Origin of the sequence: Meiothermus hypogaeus, assembly GCF_003574035.1 — a bacterium.
GTDB lineage: Bacteria > Deinococcota > Deinococci > Deinococcales > Thermaceae > Meiothermus > Meiothermus hypogaeus.
Map to the genome: position 1 here is coordinate 49,783 of NZ_QWKY01000010.1, position 19,746 is coordinate 69,528.

At 62.0% G+C, this 19,746-nt stretch carries 22 protein-coding genes; 10 read left to right on the plus strand and 12 right to left on the minus strand.

Going from position 1 to position 19,746, the window contains the following annotated elements; translation table 11 throughout:
• Positions 1-14: 14 nt before the first annotated feature.
• Both Mhypo_RS04360 and Mhypo_RS04365 read right to left on the minus strand, forming a co-directional pair.
• Positions 15-1,409, minus strand: a complete 1,395-nt coding sequence (locus tag Mhypo_RS04360) for a LutB/LldF family L-lactate oxidation iron-sulfur protein (RefSeq protein WP_119340085.1) — start codon at positions 1,407-1,409, stop codon at positions 15-17.
• Positions 1,406-2,134 carry a (Fe-S)-binding protein gene (locus Mhypo_RS04365; protein WP_119340086.1) on the minus strand — a complete coding sequence of 243 codons (729 nt, stop codon included), beginning with the start codon at positions 2,132-2,134 and terminating at the stop codon, positions 1,406-1,408. Before Mhypo_RS04365 ends, Mhypo_RS04360 begins: the two co-directional genes overlap by 4 nt.
• Positions 2,135-2,265: 131 nt before the next feature.
• On the opposite strand from Mhypo_RS04365, the gene Mhypo_RS04370 reads away from it, so the two are divergent.
• Positions 2,266-2,604, plus strand: a complete 339-nt coding sequence (locus Mhypo_RS04370) for a heavy metal-binding domain-containing protein (protein WP_119340087.1) — start codon at positions 2,266-2,268, stop codon at positions 2,602-2,604.
• A 171-nt stretch (positions 2,605-2,775) separates the two neighbouring features.
• Here the strand turns inward: Mhypo_RS04370 and Mhypo_RS04375 are convergent, their stop codons facing one another.
• Entirely contained in the window at positions 2,776-3,858 is a 1,083-nt protein-coding gene (locus Mhypo_RS04375) for a DUF418 domain-containing protein (RefSeq protein WP_119340088.1), read from the minus strand.
• Between the two features lie 37 nt (positions 3,859-3,895).
• Here Mhypo_RS04375 and Mhypo_RS04380 point away from each other — a divergent pair, with 37 nt between their 5' ends.
• Both Mhypo_RS04380 and Mhypo_RS04385 read left to right on the plus strand, forming a co-directional pair.
• Positions 3,896-4,402: a DinB family protein gene (locus Mhypo_RS04380; protein WP_119340089.1), complete on the plus strand. Its 507-nt coding sequence runs from the start codon at positions 3,896-3,898 to the stop codon at positions 4,400-4,402.
• A gap of 205 nt (positions 4,403-4,607) precedes the next feature.
• A complete protein-coding gene (locus Mhypo_RS04385) occupies positions 4,608-5,783 on the plus strand; it encodes a M28 family metallopeptidase (RefSeq protein ID WP_119340090.1) in 1,176 nt (391 codons plus the stop codon).
• Here Mhypo_RS04385 and Mhypo_RS04390 read toward each other — a convergent pair.
• Positions 5,780-7,447, minus strand: coding sequence for a formate--tetrahydrofolate ligase (locus Mhypo_RS04390; RefSeq protein ID WP_119340091.1), 1,668 nt, complete (start codon positions 7,445-7,447; stop codon positions 5,780-5,782). The genes Mhypo_RS04385 and Mhypo_RS04390 overlap by 4 nt on opposite strands.
• 267 nt (positions 7,448-7,714) lie before the next feature.
• A complete protein-coding gene (locus tag Mhypo_RS04395; RefSeq protein ID WP_119340092.1) occupies positions 7,715-8,629 on the minus strand; it encodes a threonine/serine dehydratase family protein in 915 nt (304 codons plus the stop codon).
• Positions 8,630-8,720: 91 nt separating this feature from the next.
• On the opposite strand from Mhypo_RS04395, the gene Mhypo_RS04400 reads away from it, so the two are divergent.
• Together Mhypo_RS04400 and Mhypo_RS04405 are read left to right on the plus strand one after the other, a co-directional pair.
• The gene (locus Mhypo_RS04400) at positions 8,721-9,197 is read left to right on the plus strand and encodes a hypothetical protein (protein ID WP_119340093.1); all 477 of its coding nucleotides are present in this window, start codon (positions 8,721-8,723) and stop codon (positions 9,195-9,197) included.
• Positions 9,198-9,239: 42 nt separating this feature from the next.
• A complete protein-coding gene (locus Mhypo_RS04405; RefSeq protein WP_119340105.1) occupies positions 9,240-10,544 on the plus strand; it encodes a MiaB/RimO family radical SAM methylthiotransferase in 1,305 nt (434 codons plus the stop codon).
• On the opposite strand, the gene Mhypo_RS04410 is transcribed toward Mhypo_RS04405, so the two are convergent.
• The gene (locus Mhypo_RS04410; RefSeq protein WP_119340094.1) at positions 10,541-10,906 is read right to left on the minus strand and encodes a hypothetical protein; all 366 of its coding nucleotides are present in this window, start codon (positions 10,904-10,906) and stop codon (positions 10,541-10,543) included. The two genes, Mhypo_RS04405 and Mhypo_RS04410, sit on opposite strands and share 4 nt — an antisense overlap.
• Before the next feature lie 115 nt (positions 10,907-11,021).
• Between Mhypo_RS04410 and Mhypo_RS04415 the strand changes: the two genes are divergently transcribed.
• Complete coding sequence (locus Mhypo_RS04415; RefSeq protein WP_119340106.1) at positions 11,022-11,348, plus strand: HIT domain-containing protein; 327 nt, start codon at positions 11,022-11,024, stop codon at positions 11,346-11,348.
• Positions 11,349-11,436: 88 nt separating this feature from the next.
• On the opposite strand, the gene Mhypo_RS04420 is transcribed toward Mhypo_RS04415, so the two are convergent.
• Together Mhypo_RS04420 and Mhypo_RS04425 are read right to left on the minus strand one after the other, a co-directional pair.
• Entirely contained in the window at positions 11,437-12,198 is a 762-nt protein-coding gene (locus Mhypo_RS04420; protein ID WP_119340107.1) for a metallophosphoesterase family protein, read from the minus strand.
• Between the two features lie 20 nt (positions 12,199-12,218).
• Positions 12,219-12,650, minus strand: coding sequence for a bifunctional nuclease family protein (locus Mhypo_RS04425; RefSeq protein WP_119340095.1), 432 nt, complete (start codon positions 12,648-12,650; stop codon positions 12,219-12,221).
• 75 nt (positions 12,651-12,725) lie between these two features.
• Between Mhypo_RS04425 and Mhypo_RS04430 the strand changes: the two genes are divergently transcribed.
• Complete coding sequence (locus Mhypo_RS04430; RefSeq protein WP_186814640.1) at positions 12,726-13,268, plus strand: phosphoribosyltransferase family protein; 543 nt, start codon at positions 12,726-12,728, stop codon at positions 13,266-13,268.
• Positions 13,269-13,415: 147 nt separating this feature from the next.
• Complete coding sequence (locus Mhypo_RS04435; protein WP_119340097.1) at positions 13,416-13,952, plus strand: phosphoribosyltransferase family protein; 537 nt, start codon at positions 13,416-13,418, stop codon at positions 13,950-13,952.
• A gap of 13 nt (positions 13,953-13,965) precedes the next feature.
• Here Mhypo_RS04435 and Mhypo_RS04440 read toward each other — a convergent pair whose 3' ends face one another.
• The 4 genes from Mhypo_RS04440 to recO all read right to left on the minus strand — a co-directional run bounded on the left by Mhypo_RS04440 (position 13,966) and on the right by recO (position 18,756).
• Positions 13,966-14,613 (minus strand): carboxylesterase family protein, encoded by a 648-nt coding sequence (locus Mhypo_RS04440; protein ID WP_119340098.1) that lies wholly within the window; start codon positions 14,611-14,613, stop codon positions 13,966-13,968.
• 6 nt (positions 14,614-14,619) lie between these two features.
• Positions 14,620-16,275: an acyl-CoA mutase large subunit family protein gene (locus tag Mhypo_RS04445; protein WP_119340099.1), complete on the minus strand. Its 1,656-nt coding sequence runs from the start codon at positions 16,273-16,275 to the stop codon at positions 14,620-14,622.
• A 289-nt stretch (positions 16,276-16,564) separates the two neighbouring features.
• Positions 16,565-18,046 (minus strand): SpoIID/LytB domain-containing protein, encoded by a 1,482-nt coding sequence (locus tag Mhypo_RS04450; RefSeq protein ID WP_240637111.1) that lies wholly within the window; start codon positions 18,044-18,046, stop codon positions 16,565-16,567.
• An 11-nt stretch (positions 18,047-18,057) separates the two neighbouring features.
• Positions 18,058-18,756 (minus strand): DNA repair protein RecO, encoded by a 699-nt coding sequence (recO, locus tag Mhypo_RS04455; protein ID WP_119340101.1) that lies wholly within the window; start codon positions 18,754-18,756, stop codon positions 18,058-18,060.
• A gap of 191 nt (positions 18,757-18,947) precedes the next feature.
• Between recO and Mhypo_RS04460 the strand changes: the two genes are divergently transcribed.
• Together Mhypo_RS04460 and Mhypo_RS04465 are read left to right on the plus strand one after the other, a co-directional pair.
• Positions 18,948-19,184, plus strand: a complete 237-nt coding sequence (locus tag Mhypo_RS04460) for a hypothetical protein (RefSeq protein WP_119340102.1) — start codon at positions 18,948-18,950, stop codon at positions 19,182-19,184.
• 91 nt (positions 19,185-19,275) lie between these two features.
• The coding region (locus Mhypo_RS04465) for a P1 family peptidase (RefSeq protein WP_147371339.1) at positions 19,276-19,746 on the plus strand (471 nt) is incomplete at its 3' end.

Below are 19,746 nucleotides of genomic sequence, written 5' to 3' on the forward strand. Positions count from 1 at the left end.
CCATCGACTCCTAACTACACTTCCCCATCCTCCCACATCTGCCGAAAGCTCTTGGGGCTGGGCTTCAAACCTGCCCGGCCTTCCGTCCAGGCTTTGAGCACCGGCACCACTGTGTTATCCAGGGCTTTTTCGGGCAAGAAGCGCACGGCTCTGGAGGCCAGGCGGTAGGCCCAGGGCTGAGTCATGGCCAGGGCATAGCCCTTGATGGCGGCGGCCTCAAACCGAGGGGTCAGCCCTTCTTCCACCGCCCGGTTGCGCCAGGTGAGCAGCAGCTTGGGGATGGGAATCCGCACCGGGCAGGCCTGGAAACAGGCCCCGCACAGCGAGGAGGCGTAGGGGAGGGGTTTGGTCTCTTCCAGGCCCAGCAGCCCTGGGGACAGGATGGCCCCAATGGGCCCGCTGTAGACGTAGCCGTAGGCGTGGCCGCCGGTCTGGCGGTAGACCGGGCAGGCGTTCAGGCAGGCGGCGCAGCGCAGACAGCGCAGGGTCTCCCAGGCTTCGGGGTCGGCCAGCACGCTGCTGCGCCCATTGTCCACAAAGACCACGTGCACCTCTTCGGGGCCGTCGGGTTCACCGGGCTGGCGCGGCCCCTGGATGAGCGAGACAAAGGTGCCGAGCCGCTGTCCGGTAGCAGCACGGGCGGTGAGCGAAAGGAAGACCGAAAGATCGGAGAAGCGGGGCAGGAGTTTTTCCAGGCCCACCAAGGCCACGTGGATGCGTGGGGCCGAGGTGGAGAGCCGGATGTTGCCCTCGTTTTCAATCAGGGCCAGGGTGCCGGTCTCGGCGACCACAAAATTGCCCCCCGAGATGCCCATATCGGCCCTCAGGAACCCTTCGCGCAGGAGCTTGCGGGCCACGGCGGCCAGGTGGTCGGGGCTGGCGTCCAGAGGGGTTTGGAAGCGCTCGTGGAAGAGCTGGCGGATTTGCTCCAGGTTCAGGTGAATGGCCGGGCCCACGATGTGTGAAGGGGGCTGCTTCAGCAGTTGGATGATGTACTCGCCGAGGTCGGTCTCGAGTACTTCCACCCCCATCCCCTCGAGCAAGGGGTTGATGCCCAGTTCCTCCGAAACCATGGTCTTGGCCTTGACCACCTTCCTGACCTGGCCTGTGCGGGCAATGTCGGCCACAATGCGCCGGGCGTCGTCGGCGTCCTCGGCCCAGTGCACCTGCACGCCGTTTTTCTGGAGTTTGGCCTCGGCTTCCAACAGGTACCTGTCCAGGTTGGAGAGCACGTGGTTCTTGACGCCTTCGGCCCAGTGCCGCCAGGTTTCGGCATCCACCTCGGCATAGGCCTGTCGTCTTTTGTTGTCGAAGTTCAGGGTGGCCCCCGTGACCGAGTCGCGCACGTGGGGCTCCTCGCGCAACACTCGAGCGGCTTCCTGGGGGTACTGGTTGGCGGTGACTTTCATTGCGTGGCCTCCCACAGAACCGAAGCCAGGGGCCTGACCGCTAGGGCCAGACCCCGGTTTGCGATGCGGCCCGATAGATGAAGCATGCAGCCTCCATCGGCGCTGGTAAGGAAATCAATCTGGCTTTGGGCTGGCAGGGTGGAAAGCTTGCGGTCGGCCATGCTCAGGGCCACCTCGGGCAGCTTAACCGAGAACAACCCGCCAAAGCCGCAGCACTCTTCGGTGGCGGCCCAGTCCACAATTTCGGCCCCGGCATTGCGCAAGAGCGTGAGAGGCTCTTGCTTGACGCCGAGTTCGCGCAGGGCATGACAGCCGTGGTGGTAGGCGATGCGCCGGCCTTGCAGGCCCTGGCCCAGATGGCTGACCCCCAGCACCTTCACGATGAACTCCGCAAGCTCAAAGGTCTTGTGGCTCAGGGCCTCGGCCCTGGCGAACATGCGGGGCTGCTCGCGGTAAAGCTCGGGGTAGAAAGCCCGCAGCATGGTGGTGCAGGAGCCCGAGGGCAGCACCACGTACTGGGCGTTTTCGAACACCCCCAGGGTGTATTCGGCCACCTGGCGGGCCTCGGCCCAGTAGCCGGCGTTGTAGGCGGGCTGGCCGCAGCAGGTCTGACCCTGGGGAAACTCGACGGTGCAGCCTAGGTGACGAAGAAGCTTTACGGCGGCCACCCCGGCCTCGGCGAAGAACTGATCGGCCAGGCAGGTGACGAAGAGGGCTACTTTCATGTTGAGTGGATTATATCCAAAAACGCGGTGCGCATTTTGAGGCCGGGCGCAAGCCAGGACATAACCAGGCAAAGGCTTTCTGAAAGGGTCGAGGCCCTGGGTGCGCTATGCTCAAGACTGGAGGTTCACAGATGCAGCGGAAACTCATCCTGAGCACCTCGAGCCAGCTCGAGGGCTACCAGATCACCGAGTACCTGGACGTGGTCTTTGGCGAGGCCATTGTGGGGGCCAACATCTTCCGCGACCTACTGGCCTCGGTGCGCGATATTGTGGGCGGGCGGAGCGGGGCCTACGAGGCCGAGCTGCGCAAAGCCCGCGAGATAGCCCTGGGGGAGCTCGAGCAGGCGGCCATGGCCCGTGGGGCCGATGCCGTTATTGGCATTGACGTGGACTACGAGACCGTGGGACAGGGCAATATGCTGATGGTGACGGCCTCGGGGACGGCGGTAAAAGCAAGCAAACGGTACTGAACATGGTTCTTTGTGGGGATGATTGCCGGCCCATCTGCGACCACTGCCTATATTTCAAGCCGATTTACGACGACGAAGACGCAATGGACGGGTATGGCTGGTGTGAGCGGCAGCAAAAAGACGTAGACCGCCTCTCGCTCTGCAACGATTTTCACTGCTGGCGGGCTTTTCCTACGCCCGAGGCCCAACGCGATAGGTAAAACTGCGCCAGAGGGCCTCGAGGGGCCCCCGGCCAAAACGCCCCAGCCACCACCGGCTAAGGATTACCTGTAAGGCCACAAACCCTACTGCTATCAGCGGAAACCACAGAGGGTGTACCTGCCCGTATAGCCCCAGCCCATAACCATAGAAGACTGTACTCATCACGGCAGACTGGAGCAGGTAGTTGCTGAGGGGCATCCGGCCTGCGTACTGCAAGTTATGCAGCCAGCCCAGCCGGGGCCAGAACAAACGAAAGAGGGCCACGTACACGAGGGCAAAGGCCAGCCCGCCCAGTCCGCGCAAGGGTTGGAGGTCGGGGTGCTGGGCGTTGTAGAGATTTACCGGAATACCCACCAAAAGCCCCACAGCCACCACCCGCCATAGCGTGGCCGGGCCAAAGGTCTGCCAGCGCGGGGCCAGGTACATCCCCAGCAAAAACAAGCCCACCAGCTCGGCCCCAAAGACCAAAGAGGCTAGGGGAGTGTTGTAGAGCCAGGTCTCGAGCCGCACCCCACTCACTTCCCTGAAGCTCCCATGCGCGAAAACCTCGTCGCTGCCGACAGCAGGCATCTGAGCGCGCAAAGAGGTGCTGAACCACCACATCAAGACATAGCCAGCCAGCAGGAACCTGGCAATGTTCCAAGGCCGTTGTGTCTGACCCAGATAGCGCAGGGCGAAGAGGCCCAGAATGGCATAGGTGCCCAGGATGTCGCCGTCGAACAAAAAAATACCGTGCAGCGCCCCCAGCCCCAGCAGCCAGCCCAGGCGACGCCGCAGCAGCGATAGGGCATCCAGGCCGGCTGCCACAAAACGCTGGTATTGCAGGGCCAGCCCCAGCCCAAACAGAATCGAGAAGATGGTATAAAACTTGCCGCTAAAGAAAAAAGCCAGCACTTCGCGACCCAGGATGTAACTTTCCGAGACCCCATGCCGGCTGGCATAAAGCCCCACCCCGGCCAGGTGTTCCAGGTTCACCGCCAGGATGCCCACCAGCGCTAACCCCCGCACGGCGTCGAGGAAAGCATCGCGCTCTACCGGGGGCAGTGGCCGCACCAGGTGATTGTACGGGGATTGCTTTAGAATCGGGTATATGCAAACGCCTGTGCAAATCCCCCCCTTTTTACGTGGTGACGTGGAAGGTGTCCACCTGATTGTTTCGGTCTGGTTGCGCAGCCTCGAGGAGGTTGAGGAAATAGTGGCCAGGTGGGCTTCCGACCTGAGTCCCGCAGGCTTCTGGTGGGTGCCTGCGCCGGGCACCAACCCCATTGGGGGTCTGGTGCGGCATATCGGGGGTTCGTCGTACCGCTTGATGTTGCGTGGAACCGGCCAGGAAGTGCCCGAGTCCATTCGCATTCGCCCAGCCGAGGAGATGGCCCCCTCTGGACGCGATCCCCAGGAGGTGTTGGCCGAGTTTGCCGAGCATATGGCCAAAACCAAAGCCGCGCTCCGAACCCTGACCATGAGCGACCTCGAGCGGGTGGTCCAGTTTGTCCAGTACGAAGTCAAGGCAGCCTATGTGCTCGACCATATTGCCGCCCATGCCCAGCACCACGCCGGCCAGATCATCACCACCCGCAAGCTGTGGAATGCGCGGTGATGGCTAATAAGAGCCGATAGTCCATGGTCTATAGTCCATAGTCTATAGTCCATAGTCCATCGACTATCGACCATCGACCATCGACCATCGACTATGGTTCATTGACGATAGCCAGGGGGGTTTGGTCGGGCCCTTGGAGCATGGGCGCGGTATAAATCCAATCTGGAACCCATCCAACTCATGCGCCGGATGGCAAGATTGGGGCATGGGCAAAACTTTGTTTTCCAGGGCAGTCTTGGGGCTGGTGGCTTTGTGGTTGCTGGCACAGGTGCAGGCCTTTTCCACCGAGCGGATGCAAGCCGACCTGCAGGCCCTGCAGTCCCAGGGGCCGCGGGTGGCGGGTACCCCGGCGGTGGCGGCGGCGGGCGAGTATCTGGCCGCAGAACTGCGCAAGGCGGGTTACACGGTGGAGTATTTCCCCTTCACCTACAGCCGCACCCGTGACCAGGGCTCGAGCCTGGTGGTAGGCAGCACTTCTTTCCCTGTAAACAGCGTATCGGGCAGCCCCAGCCGGCGGGTGGAAGGGCCCCTGGCGGTGGTGCCGGGGGCGGGGCTGGCCGACGACTTTGCGGGCCTGAACCTGCAAGGCCGCATTGCGGTGGTGCGCCGGGGGGGAATTCCGGGCCTCGAGAAAGCCCGATTGGCCGCCGAAAAAGGTGCCCTGGCCGTTATCCTGGTCACCGAAGAACCCAGCAGCACCCGCTTCACCTTTGGCGGCAGCAGCCCCATTCCGGGCGTGACCCTCTCCCGTAGCAACGGCGAGGGGTTGTTCAGCCAGGCCGGGGATCGAGCGGTGCTGGAGACCCGCATTGTGACCGAGGAAGTCCAGGGGCGCAACGTGATTGCCAAACGGAGCAGCCAGAACCCCCTGGCCATTGTGGGTGCACACTACGACTCGGTGCCCGGTAGCCCCGGGGCCAACGACAACGCCTCCGGGACCGCGACGGTGCTCGAGCTGGCCCGCCAGCTTGCCCCTAGCCCCCTTTCCGAGCGCATCTGGTTTATGTTCTTCGACGGTGAAGAGGACGGGCTGTGGGGCTCGAGGCGCTTTGTGGAGCAAAACCCCGAGCTTGTGCGCGGCCTCAAGGCCATGCTCAATCTGGACATGGTGGGGGTGGACGTGAACGGCAGCCTGGGCATCGGGGGCAGCAACGAACTGCGGGCCCTGGCCGACTGCAACGCCCTTCAGGTGGCTTGCGGCAGCGCGCCGGGCGGGGGCAGCGACCACGTGCCCTTTGCCCAGGCCGGGGTGCCGGTGCTCTTCTTCTTCCGGGGCCTCGACCCCAACTACCACCGCCCCACCGACACCCTTGCCGACCCGGTGCTCCTGGCCCAGACCGGGCAGGTGGTGCGGGGCATTCTGGAGCGTTTGTTGCGCTAGAACAGGCCCCTAATTTGTCCCTCTTCGTCCAGCCCAATCCGGATGGCGGCGGGCTCTTTGGGCAGCCCCGGCATGGTCATAATCTCGCCCATGTAAGCCACCACAAAACCCGCCCCGCACTTGGGCTTGAGGTCGGTCACGGTGACGCTGAAGCCCTCCGGGCGGCCCCGCAGCCTGGGGTTGTCGGAAAGAGAGGCAGCCGCTTTGGCGATAATGACCGGCATCTGGCTACACCCTTCCTTCTCCAGCCGCTTCAGGGCTTTACGGGCTTCCTGGGTGTACTCAACCTTGGCGGCCCCGTAGACCTGCTGGGCAATGCGGGCGATTTTTTCTTCCAGGGGTTGCTCTAAGCCGTAGGTGAAGCGGGGTTGGCCGGGGTTTTCCAGGGCTTCCAGCACCATCTGGGCCAGCTCCGTGCCCCCCGCGCCCCCCCTGGCGTGCACCTCGCTGAAGGAGACCCGCACCCCCTGCTCCTCGGCAAAGGCCCGCACAAGCTCGAGTTCCTGCGGGGTATCGCTGGGGAAGCGGTTGAAGGCCAGCACCGGCGGGTAACCCCAAAGCCGCACATTTTCGATGTGCTTGGCCAGATTGGGAAGCCCCTGGCGCACGGCTTCTGGGTTGGGCTGGGTGTACTCGTCCTGCCCCCCATGAAAGCGCAGGGCCCGCATGGTGGCCACCAGCACCACCGCCTGGGGCGCGAAGCCCGCTCGGCGGCAGACCAGATTGATGTACTTTTCGGCCCCCAGGTCGGAGCCAAACCCGGCCTCGGTGACCACGTAGTCGGCATAGCCCAGGGCCATGCGGGTGGCGACCACCGAGTTGGTGCCGTGGGCGATGTTGCCAAAAGGCCCCATGTGCACAAAGGCCGGCTGGTGCTCCAGGGTCTGCACCAGGTTGGGGTAGAAGGCTTGTTTGAGCAGCACCGTCATGGCCCCCTCGGCCCCTAAGTCGCGGGCATAGACCGGCTGCCCGGCCTGGTTGTAGCCCACACGGATGCGGCCCAGCCTCTCTTGCAGGTCGGACAGGCTATCGGCCAGGCTCATGATGGCCATTACCTCGCTGGCCACGGTAATCTCGAAGCCAGCCTCGCGGGGCACGCCCTGACCAGGGCCGCCCAGCCCCACAATCACCTGCCGCAGGGCCCGGTCGTTCATGTCCAGGGCCCGCTTGACCTCGATGCGGCGCACATCCAGCCCCAGCGCGTTGCCCTGGTGCAGATGGTTGTCCACCATGGCCGAAAGCAGGTTCACCGCGCTGGTAATGGCGTGAAAGTCGCCGGTGAAGTGCAGGTTGATCTCCTCCATGGGCAACACCTGGGCATAGCCGCCGCCGGTGGCTCCCCCTTTGATGCCAAACACCGGTCCCAGCGAGGGCTCCCGCAGGGCTACCGCCACCTTTTTCCCCAGCTTGCCCAGCGCTTCGGTCAGGCCGATGGCCACCGTGGTTTTGCCCTCGCCCGCCGGGGTGGGGGTCATGGCCGTGACCAGAATCAGCTTTCCTCGAGGCGCGGGCGGTGTGGCGAGCACTTTGGCCATGTGGGGCCCGTAGTGAAAAAGCGCCTGAGCAGGAATGCCCAGGCTGGTGGCCACTTCCTCGATGGGTTTGGGTTTGGCTTGACGGGCGATCTCGAGGTCGCTTGGCACGTGTGTTTGGGCAGTGTCCATGCCTTCAGGCTACGCCGGAATGGCTGCGATAAAAGTCCCTAAAAAAGCCGACAGCCCATAGCGAATAGCCGGCTGAAAGCCGAAAGCAAGGGGAGATGTAAAAGCTGTCGTTCTGTGCGTAGCGATTCCTCGTCAGGCAAGTTACGCCTTCCCGGAATGAGCTGTTTTTCGTGCAGGTTGACCCTTGTGCCTGTGGTTTCAACGGTCCGGGTGGCTGGCCCGATTCGTTACCATCTTGGTCCTAGACCCTCGAGGTGAATTTGCCTCTTACGGCATCCAGTTACCGCCGCACACAATCACCGCCAGGCGCTCGGGCAGGTCGTAGTCCATCAGCACGGGCCCCAGGGCCAGCCCGGCGGTGGGCTCCACCACCTGCTTAAGGCGTTCCATCATCAGGCGCTGGGCTTGAAGGGTTACCTCGTCGGGCACGGTCAGGATGCGGTCTACGTGGTTTTGCATCACCGGGAAGGTTTTCTCCCCAATGACCAGGGTACGCACCCCGTCGGCTACCGTTTTAGGGGCCTGCATCAGCTTGACCCGCACACCCACCTGAAGGCTCTGCTGGGCATCGTTGGCACCCTCGGGCTCCACCCCAATCACCGCTGCCTCGGGTCGCAGGGTTTTGACGACGGTGGCAATGCCGGAGATGAGCCCACCGCCACCCACCGCGACCAGCACTGCGTCCAAAGCAGGCACCTGCTCCAGGAGTTCCAGCGCCTGGGTACCTTGCCCCGCCATGACCCGCAAATCGTCGAAGGGGTGGATAAGTTCGTAGCCGGTCTCCTCGGCCAGTTTGCGCACCACCTGCTCGCGGTTTTCCACCGTTACGCCCTGGTCGTAGACCTCGGCCCCATAGGCGCGGGTGGCGGCTTTTTTGGTGGGGGAGGCGTCTTGGGGCATCACCACCAGGGCCGGAACCCCAATCACCTGAGCCGCATAGGCCACCCCCTGGGCGTGGTTGCCGGAAGAAACACCTATCAGGCCTTTGGGGTCTTGTAGCTGTAGGGCTGCGTTGAGGGCGCCACGGGCCTTAAAGCTGCCGGTTTTTTGCAGGTGTTCTGCTTTGAAAAAGAGCTTCTTTCCCAGCAGCCTGTCCAGGCCTGTGCTGGCCAGCACCGGGGTGCGGTGGATGTATGGGCCAATGCGGCGGGCGGCGCTCAGGATGTCCTCCAGGGTTAGCACAGCCCCATGCTAACAGAGTACGTAACGCCCAATGCCTGCGTAACGGCTAATACGCCCATTATCTGTAGGCAGCATAGCCTACAGTGAAGCTATGCAGCTGCTCGCCGAGGCCCTTTATGAACTCGAGCCAGGTCAGATGCTGGTTGGCCAAACCCCTACCGTGCGCGAACTGCTCAAGCTCTGGATACGTCGGCACGAAACAGGTTTCGATCTGTATGTGACCGCCATCATAGAGCCGGGCGAAGCTGCACCAGAAAGGGTGCGCAACACTGTGGGGCGCGATTTCGTCTCCTGTATGGAGGTGCTGGAAGCCCTGTACTGTCTCGAGGATGTCTATCCGGTTGCCCCTCACGTGCTACAAAACCTGCCGGTAACAAAGCGCGCGACCACCCCAGAGCTATTGCAGCTCCTCGAGGAACAGCTATTTCGTGTGGCCCGGAGCACCACCACCGGCGAGTTTGGCCCCGACGACCTGCCGGCCCAGGTGGTGCAGCTCAAGCCCGTATGCGCGATGGAAGCCCTCGAGTCCGACGAAGACATTACCGATCTCATCATTACCGACCCTTGACCGAACCTCGCCCACTGCCCCACAATGCCCCTGATGGAAGGTGTGCGGCTGGCGGTCAAAACCCTGGGTTGCAAGGTTAACCAGGTCGAATCGGATGCCCTGGTGGGCCTTTTGCGGCCTCTGGAACCGGTGGTGGTGCCCCTCGAGGCGGGCGCCAATCTGGTGGTCATCAATACCTGCGCTGTTACCACCAGCGCCGAGGCCGACGCCCGCAAAGAGGTGCGCAAAGCCCGCCGGGCCAACCCGGCGGCCTTCATTGTGGTTACGGGCTGCTACGCCGAGCTGGCCCCGGAGCAACTGGCCCTGCTGGGGGCCGATGCAGTCATCCCCAATCGCCGTAAAGCCGAGCTGCCCGGCGTAATTTTGCAGCACTTTGGCCTGCCGGCCGATCCCCTCACCACCCCCCCCAACGAGTTCTGGGGGGCGGGTGAGCGGGGCCTTTTGAACAACTACGTGCGGGCTTTCCTGAAGGTGCAGGACGGTTGCAATGCGGGCTGTGCTTACTGCGTCATCCCCCGCCTGCGTGGACGGGAGCGCCACCGCGAGCACCGAAGCGCCTTGCAGGAAGCTGAGGCCTTGCTGGAAGCCGGGGTACAGGAGATTGTGCTTACCGGGGTGCGGCTGGGCTCCTACCGGGGCCACCCCCGTGGGATTGCCGGGCTGGTAGAGGAGCTGGCCTTGATGGGGGCTAGGGTGCGCCTATCGTCCATCGAGCCTGAAGACACCGAGGAAGAACTCCTCCAGGTGATGCGGCGCTTTGCGCCCCAGGTGCGCCCCCACCTGCACCTCAGCTTGCAGACCGGCTCGGCCCGCCTGCTGGCCCTGATGGGCCGCCGCTACGACAAAAACTACTACCGCGCCCTGGTACAGAGGGCCTATGCGCTTATCCCTGGCTTTGCCCTCACCACCGACGTGATTGCGGGTCTGCCCACCGAGACCGAGGAAGAACACCAAGAAACCTTGGCCTTCCTGGAGGAGGTGCGTCCCAGCCGGGTACATGTTTTTACCTACACCCCCCGCCCCAAAACCCGCGCGGCCTCGCTACCGCAGGTGCCCATCGAGGTTCGCAAGCGCCGCAATAAAGAGCTCCAGGCCAAGGCGGCCCACCTGGCCGAGGAACGCATACGCCCGCTGCTCGGCCAGCGGGTAGAGGTGCTGGTCGAAAGCTTTCGGGGCGACAAGGCCTATGGCCACACCCCGGATTACTACGAGGTCGAGTTTAGCGGGCCTGCCCGTGTGGGCCAGACCGTCTGGGTGCAGGTGGAGGCGATTGAAGGCTATACCTTGCAGGGAAGGCTCGAGTCCATCCAGGAAGAACCCGCCCGCCTGCTGCTGCCGGTGCTCTAGGTTTTGCGCCGGGTTTCTACCAGGTAGCGCACCACAAACCCCAAGCAGATGAACACCGTAGCGAACTGGGCCAGGGTGGCTACCGGACGCTCTACCGTGCCCCCTGTGAGCAGGGTAACGAAGTCGGGCACGCTTCGCAGCGAGCCCACAATTCCAAGTATCGCCAGCACAAGGGCCAGGTTCAGTGCCTGACGGGCCTGAGCAGGGCGTTTGTCGGCCCAGATGCCCAGGAGGGCAATTAAAAGCCCCAAAAGCCCTGGAATCAGGGCAGTGGGGGTAAGCTTGGAGCCCATCACCGCCAGGGTGGATACCAGAATCAGGAAGACCCCCGTCCATAGAGCTCTGGCGCTCAGGCTACCCATACCGCACCTTGAGAGAAGTCATGAACTTGGTCATATTTGTATTCTCGTTGACCAGGGTTGCAAATTCTATTTGCTGGGCTACGATATCTGTTCTTCGGAAGATATAGTAATCGGCATGGAGAATCCCACCGTTTTTGGCAAAATCATCCGCCGGGAGCTGCCCGCCGATATTGTGTACGAAGACGAGGAGTTTATCGCCTTCAAGGATATCCGCCCGCGTTCGAAGGTGCATATTCTGGTCTGCCCAAAGGAATACATCCCCACCCTGGCCGACTACCCCCAGACCGAGGAGGGGGCCCTGAAACTGGGCAAGCTGATGCTGACCGCCAACAAAATTGCCCAGCAGATGGGCTTGGAAGGCTACTTCATCCGCATCCACGTGGGGGAAAAAGGCGGGCAGGAGGTTTTTCACGTGCACGTGCACCTGCGCTCGGATGCCTGAGGTGGGTTCGGCCAAAGGCACAAAGCCAAAGCTCGTACGTTGCTGAAAGTTGGCCACATGCTTGTTATTTGACCTGCGACAGAGATTTTTATTTCTTGATCTCCACCCGGTCAATAGTGGTATTTTTTTCGTTGTAGGCCACAACCCGTAGCTGTTCTGCGGTAGCTTCCAGGACAAGGTAGTGGGGGCTTTTGAGTCGCACTTTGCTCTGCGGGCGCACGCTTACGAAGCTGCGCAACCAGGCACCACCGCCGCCGGTCACGATGTGGATGATGCCTTTGGCCTCGAGCCGCTCGTAGTTATGCTCGTGGCCTGCGAGTACCAGCGGCACGCGGTACTGGGTAAGGAGGGGCTCGAGGGTCTGCCGCAGGCTGCGGGCGCCGCCATGCAGCCCGGAGGAGTAGAGCGGACGGTGGAGCGCCACGATTTTCCAGGGGGCCCTGGAGGCTCTTAAAGCTGCTTCCAGCCAGCGTCGCTGAGCCTGACTAAAGTCTTCCGAGTAGAGCACAAATACTTCGATGTTTTCCAGCCGGACGGTGTAATAGGGCCTCTCGACCCGGAAGAGCTCGAGCTGCTTGCCCAGGGCCGGTACATCGTGGTTGCCAAAAGCCGGATAGATGCGTACCGGAGGCAGGTCTTCCAGGTAGCGCAGGATAGGCTCTCCCGAGGGGTAAAAATTATCGCCAACGGTCAGCAGGGCCTCGAGGGGGTTTTGCCGGTGTTGCTCATTCATGGCCCCGGCAATGAGGGGGCGGTGCGGGCTTTCTGCGCCCCAGTCCCCAATCACCGCTAGCCGCTGGGCGAAAGCGCTCAGGAAGCAAAAGAGTAGCAGCCAGGGTAGCTTGTGCATACCAAACATGGCTTTCGCCACTAGGCCTGTGGAGTTCCGCCCTGAGGGTTGATTTTCGACTCGTTGATGCCGGCTACCTTAAGTACGTCCTCGGCAATCAGAATGGGGGCATTGGCTCGAATGGCCAGGGCCATGCCGTCAGAGGGGCGACAGTCTATCTCGTACTCCAGCCCACGCTGCTCCAGCACTAACCGCCCGTAAAAAGTGCCCTCCTTGAGATCAACAATCTCCAGACGCAACACCTTTACCCCCAGCAAATCCAGGGTGTTGTAGAACAGATCGGGCCCCAGCGGCCTGGGGGGTTTCTCGCCGGAAAGGTGAATCATGATGTTCTGCGTCTCCAGGGCACCAATCACCACCGGCAGAAACAGGTTGTTTTCGGCCTTGAGCATCACGATCAAGTTTCCGTTGCCGGGGTCTACCCCCATACCTTCGATGTGCGCAGGCACCATACCCTGAGTATACGAGCCCAGCCTGAGGGGGGCTTGAGTCTACCCCTGTCCGGGGCTTGGCGAACCCGATAGACTATGAGCGTGAAAACGCATCCTGTGGATATTGCGGGGGTACATCGTGAACTACCCGTGGTTCAGGTGGGCCCCGAGGTCTCGGTGGCTTTGTTCAACATGTTGGGCGATACCGAAGTGGTTGAAAAGGCGGCAGAAGCCCTGGCCGAGCGAATGCCCCCCGATATCGATACCCTGGTGACCCCCGAAGTCAAGGCGGTGCCGCTGGCCCATGCCCTCTCGCGCCTGACCGGAAAGCCCTATGTGGTGGCCCGCAAGACCGAAAAACCCTACATGATTAACCCGGTTTCGCGCACGGTAATCTCCATCACCACAGGCAAGCCCCAGCTCCTGGTGCTCGACGGCACGGACGTTCCTTTGCTCAAGGGCAAAAAGGTGGCTATTGTGGACGATGTGGTTTCCACGGGCAGTACCCTGAAGGGGCTCTCCGACCTCATTACCGACGTGGGGGGTGTGGTGGGGGCGGTTATGGCGGTGTTTACCGAAGGTTCCCCTCGAGAGGATGTAATTGCCCTGGGCCACTTACCGCTCTTCAAGCCGGAATAGCCGCTATCTCCAGACCCCCATAGGCTTTCATAGGCTTTCCAACGGGGTCTACCGGAGCCCAGATAACCTTTGCATAAGGCTATTCACACGTATACTCATGGTGTTCGAATAGTCTATGTCCTTGGTGTAGCAAGGGAGAGCAAACTTATGGAGACCTATCCCATCACGATTGGCAAAATTACCCGTCACGTGCCTGTGGTCGAGACCTTGCCGGGTGTTCACATCCCTCTGATTGAGCTGATGGGGGATGTCGAACTGGTGCAAGCGGCAGCGGAAGCGCTGGTCAAACATTTGCCGCCCGAGACCGATACCTTACTGACTCTCGAGACTTCCCCCATTGTGCTGGCCCACGCCATGAGCGCCATTTCCGGCAAACCCTACGTGGTGGTGCGCCGCAAACGCCGCCCCTACATGCAAGACCCCATCATCCAGGAAGTGGAGTCGCTGACACTGGGCGTTTCCGAGACCCTCTGGCTCGATAGCCGCATGGCCGAAAAGCTGCTGGGCCAGAACGTGGCCCTAGTCTTCGATGTGGTCTCGTCCGGGGGTACCATGATGGCTTTGGAAAAAGTCGCCAAGAAAGCGGGGGCCAATGTGGTGGCCCGGCTGGCGGCCTTCCACCAGGGCAGCAGCAAGCTCCCCATTACCTTCCTTACGGAAATCCCCATTTTGCAGACGGCTTGAAAAAAGCCGGAGGTCATTTTCGCCGCTGGGCAAATAGCCAGTGAATGAAGTCGGGTTCTCTATAAACCCGGTTCCAGACATGGTGTTTTTCCGTGGGGTACTCGCTGAAGCGGGCCTGGGTGTTGCCCGCTTTGGCTAGCGCATCGGCCAGGGCGCGGGAAAAGCTGACCGGTACGACCTCGTCGGCGGCCCCGTGAAAGTTCCAGACAGGTACTTTGGAGAGCCGCTGCCAGACCCAAAAAGGGTCGGCGGCTCCGCAGATGGGCGCAACGGCAGCAAAGCGATTGGGGTGCTTGCAGGCCAGGTTCCAGCTGCCGTAGCCGCCCATCGAAAGGCCAGTCAGGTAGACCCGGCGGGGGTTGGTTTGGTGCTGGGCTTCAACCTGGCCCAGTAGCTTGTAGGCCCGGTTCAGCGGCACTCCCTGCCACTGTTCATCTTTGGGGCACTGAGGCATAAGCACCACCGCAGGCCAGGCTTCGGGGTTTTCTTCAATGGCCGGGCCCAGGCCCACTGTGGCCTGCTTTTGGCCATCCTGACCGCGTTCGCCGGAGCCGTGCAGAAACAGGATCAGCGGCCAGCCGCCCCTGGGGGGCTTGCCAGGGGGGACATAGAGGGCATAGGGCAGTAGAGCACGAGGTTTGTGGTAAGTAAAAAGGGACATGCCCTGTTATACCAGCACCGGCTCCTCATAGACCCCATACACCGCCCTGAGTTCATCCATCATCTCGCCCAGGGTGCAGTAGGCCAGGGCGCACTCCACAAAGTATGGCATGGTGTTGCGGCCTTCTTTGGCGGCTTGCCGCAAACCTTCCAGCGCCATCTGCACCGCGATGGGGTCGCGCTCACGCCGTACCTGGGCCAGCCGCTGGTTTTGTACCTGCTCTACCGCCGGATCAATCAGCTGGATGGGCACCTGAAGCCCTTCGTCCTGGAAGGCATTGACCCCCACGATGATGCGCTCCCCCCGCTCGACTTCCTGCTGGAAGCGGTAGCTGGCGTCGGCAATCTCGCGCAGGAAGTAGCCCTCGTCAATGGCCCGCACCACCCCGCCCATCCGGCGGATGTCGGAGATAATCTGCATGGCCTGGGCCTCCATCTGGTCTGTGAGCCACTCTACGTAGTAACTGCCGGCCAGGGGGTCGGCGGTGTGGGTTACGCCCGACTCGTAGGCGATAATCTGCTGGGTACGCAGGGCAATTTTTGCGCTCTCCTCGGTGGGCAGGGCCAAGGCCTCGTCGTGAGCGTCGGTGTGCAGGCTATTGGTGCCGCCCAGCACGGCAGCCAGGGCCTGGATGGCTACCCTCGAGATGTTAATCAAGGGCTGCTGCGCAGTGAGCGAGACCCCGGCCGTCTGGGCGTGGGTGCGCAGCATCCAGCTCAGTTCCTTTTTGGCCCCGTAGCGGTGCCGCATCTCCTTGGCCCAGATGCGCCTTGCGGCGCGGAACTTGCAGATTTCCTCGAAGAAGTCGTTGTGGGCGTTGAAGAAGAAGGAGATGCGGGGGGCAAATTCGTCAATGTCCAGACCGCGCTTTAAGGCCCACTCCACGTACTCGAAGCCGTCGGCCAGCGTAAAGGCCAGCTCCTGCACGGCGGTGGAGCCGGCCTCGCGGATGTGGTAGCCCGAGACCGAGATGAAGTTCCACTTGGGTACGTGTTTGGGCCCCCACTCAAAGGTGTCGATGACCAGCTTGACCGAAGGCTCGGGAGGGAAGATGAATTCCTTTTGGGCGATGAACTCTTTCAGGATGTCGTTCTGGATGGTGCCGCCCAGCTTCTCCCAGCGGTAGCCCTTTTTTTGGGCGGCGGCCAGGTACATGGCCCAGATGGCATTGGCAGGGGAGTTGATGGTCATGGAGGTAGTAACTTCTTCCAGGTTGATGCCCTCGAAGAGAATCTCCATGTCGGCCAGGCTCGAAACCGCCACCCCGCACTTGCCCACCTCGCCCTTGGAGAGCGGGTGGTCGGAGTCGTAGCCCATCAGGGTGGGCAGGTCGAAGGCGGTGGAGAGGCCCATCTGGCCCGCGGCCATCAGCTTCTTGAAGCGCTCGTTGGTCTGCTCAGCAGTGCCAAACCCGGCAAACATGCGCATGGTCCATAGCCGGCTGCGGTACATTGAGCCATACACCCCGCGGGTGTAGGGGTACTCGCCGGGGTGGCCCAGTTTTTCCTCGTAGTTAAAATCCTTCAGGTCTTCAGGGGTGTAGAGCGGCTCGGGGGCAATGTCCGACAGGGTCTTGTGCGCGACCTTGCGCTCGGGCATCTTTTGCAGCGACTTCTGGTAGGTTTCCCGCATCCAGGCGTGCTTGGGTCTGGGCTGTGACATGTTGCAATTATATAACGCATTTGGTGCAGGAGAGTGTTATTTCGTTAGGTTTTTACGAAAATACCAGGTCAAAACTACGCTAACAAGGACGGATGAGACCGGATTCAAAAAGGCAGTTTACAAAACCAAAAACCCCAGAGGCTGTCTTATTGAATCCTGGTGAGCATCCTTCCAAGGGGCGGTATCGCCCTCCGCTAAGCGGATAACTTAGTCGGGTTGATTCGTTGCCGAACGGTAATGAATCAATCGAATCTGGTATAAGTCCAGGGTCGTAGCGCCCGGCGGGTGTTCAGCGCAGGGTCTCGAGCTTTGCGCCCGGATAGAAATGCTCCAGAATCTGCCGATAATCGTAACCCCGCAGGGCCAGGCCCAGCGCCCCGTACTGGCTCATGCCCACCCCATGCCCAAAGCCCCCGCCCCAGAAGGTGATGTACAGCAGTTGGCCCTGGGCATCGCGTTCTTCTTGCAGGGCAAAAGCTGCGCTTGGGAGGGCCGGGAAATTCAGGCGGGGCCCGCCCTGCCAGCGCTCGAGCGCCACGTCGCTCCTACCGGTAAAGGCTTTGCTTGGACGCAACAGATTGCGGATGTGCGACTCGCGCCGCACCACAAAGCGCCCGGTGGAGGTCTGGATTTCCAGATCGGTCACATAGCCTCCAGAAGTGCGCTTGAGAACCCGGATTTGTTGCAGGGTTCCCAGCGCAAACCCCGGCGCGTCGGGAGAGAGAGGGCCTTCGGGGGTAAGCACAAACGGGGGGGCGGTACGGGCCCTTTCGGGTAGGGTTCTGCTGAGCAGGGCTTCCAGTTCTTCACGGCTCAGGCGCAGTTTCCAGCGCCAGAAGGGCGAGGCGGCATCGTAGAAACCCTCGGGGTTCCAGTTCTGAAAAAAAGCCAGTGCCTCGGCCTCGTTGCGAATCGAGACGGTGAGGGGGTTGGTCTGGGTGCGCCCTTGCAGGTAAGGCACTGCAGGCCGCTCCGTCCAGACCTCCTCGATGCTGGCCGTGGCACCGGGGCTGGTGGAGAAGAAAAAGCTCTGGATGGGGGTTCCCTGAAAGGTCAGAATTTGGTTGCGGGTAGCGTCCACCGCCGCGTTGGTGGCGGGATGGGTGCGGGTGTTGTTATAGACCTGCTCGCTCACCGAGTCGTCCACATCGGCCCCAAACTGGTTCCAGAAGGTGTCGGCTTGCTGCCTGGCAAAAGCATAGGTGCGGGCCGCCACGGCCTGGGCCTTGAGGGCTTCCGGGTGGAAACCAACCGGCATCTCGCTGGGCAGCACCCGCTTGAGGTAGTCCTGAAAATCTACGCTGTTGACCACCAGCAGGCCGCTGCCCCGGTTTTCCAGCCATAGCTCGCCGGGGTACTCGAGGGGGCTCTCCCGAGGGGTAGAGAGCAGGCGGTACTGCACGGGGCTTGTGGGGTCGGCGGGTTTGAGCTGGACGAAGGCCTCGAGGGCCACCGACAGTCCTTCAAAAGTAGCTACCAAGGCTCCGTTTTGCAGGTTGAAGTTCAAGGGCTTGTCGGCCAGGACCGTGGCGACGGGCTGAAGGTTCTCACGGCTGGGGCCACTCAAAACCTGTACGCTTCCCCCCTGGGGCAGAATCATCAGGCCTGGGAAAAGATACTGCGCCTCGAAAGACCCGGCGCCTGGCCGGTAGGAAAGCAACACCCGGATGCTCTGACCGCTGGGCAGCGCAGGTGGAGGCTGGTTTTGCTGGAGGGAAGCCAGCAGCAGGCCCACGCCCAGGGTTGAGGCCATTGCAAACGCCCACTGCATCCGGGTCATTCTCACCCTTTTGCATGAGAAGGGGCCAGGAGCTGGGCCGAGCCGAGCTCCCCCACGGTATAACGCACGTGGGCCAGCAGGGCTTGCTGCAAGCGTTCCAGTGGAGCGTCTTCTTCCAGTGCGGCTATAGCCTCACTTCCAGGCAGCCGTAAAATGGCGGCCAGGGCCTCCATCCCGTCCAACCCCAGATACACCCCGCCGCGCTCCACCCGGTCGCCATCTAGCAAACTGAGTCCCGCGCCGCCCAGGTTGGGGGCCAGGCCCGCCGCTTTAAGTACGCGCCAGCCGGCCCAGAGCAGGGCGATGCGGGGGCTCTGGTGTTTGGCAATGCCCTTCAGGCCCGAGGTGAGCAGGGGCCAAATTCGACCTGCTACTTCCGGCGAGGCGATGCGAAAGGCTAGCTCGGCCAGAAAGCTGGCATAGGGAAAGCGTCCGGGAGCTTCCAGACCCTCGAGCCGCCCCACCAGCTCAACCTGCGTAAGCGTGGGCAGGTCGCCGCCGGGCTTCTGGTAGACCTGATACTTGAGGTGATGAAATAGCGAGAGCCTGCCGCTGCGTCCGGTGGGCCGCAGGGCTTTGCGCGCGATGGCCTGGGCCGCCCCTTCCGGCCCCACAAACGAGAGGATCACGTCTCCTGCCGGAAGCGGTTTGCGCCCCACCACCAGTCCCTCGCTGAGTCGGTAGCGTTCCACTACCCCCATGGTACGGGAATCGGCCTGATTGCAATGGGCCTGGGGGAGGATTCCGGCCGAACCCGAAACTTGCCAAAACACTGCCAGGACAAGACTTTGCTGAAAGCCAAATCGGGAGAAGGAAAAACCCCCTGGCTTGTCTAAACCGATTCCTCCAAAAGAGGGATGTGCGCGTAGGCCGTTGTGCTATCCTGAAATCTATGAACGAGCGTTCGTTGCAGGACATCCTCGAGTGGGTGGTGTTGGGCCTCTTGATTGCCGTGGCAGTACTGGTGGTGCTGTGGGTGGGCGGCTGGCTCTTTACTTTTCTGGGTGCCATCCTCAAAGGGCTGGCCGGTTTTGTCTGGGCGCTCCTGCGGGTGCTGGTTCCGGTGCTGATTGTGGTGGCGGTGGTCTATTTCGTATTGCGCTTTGTACAAAAACCCAAAACGGCTTGAAACTGCCTTCTGCCCAGCCCCGCCCCAGCCCAGGGCGGGTTTTGTTGTGCAGGTAGAGCCTTGGCTATTTTTGTTATGCTAGGCCTCACTTATGAAACCTGGTTCACATAACGCCATCACCGATGTTCCGGGTATCCAGGTCGGCCACTATACCGATTTAGAAAACCTCACCGGGGTTACCGTCATCTTCCCAGAGAACGGCGCGGTGGCAGGGGTGGATGTGCGCGGTAGCGCACCGGGTACGCGCGAAACCGACTTGCTAAACCCTGTTAACCTGGTCGAAAAGGTGCAGGCTATTGTGCTGTCGGGCGGGAGTGCTTATGGCCTCGAGTCCGCCGCGGGGGTCATGCGCTGGCTCGAGGAGCACCGCCAGGGCTACCCTGTCGGCAACGAGACCACCCAGGCGATTGTGCCCATCGTGCCCGCCGCCGTTATTTTCGACCTGCTGGTCGGCAGCGCCACCGTGCGCCCCAGCGCCGAGTATGGCTACCGGGCAGCCCAGAACCTTCGGAGCGGGCCGGTGGAGCAGGGGGTGGTGGGGGTAGGCACCGGAGCCCGCAAC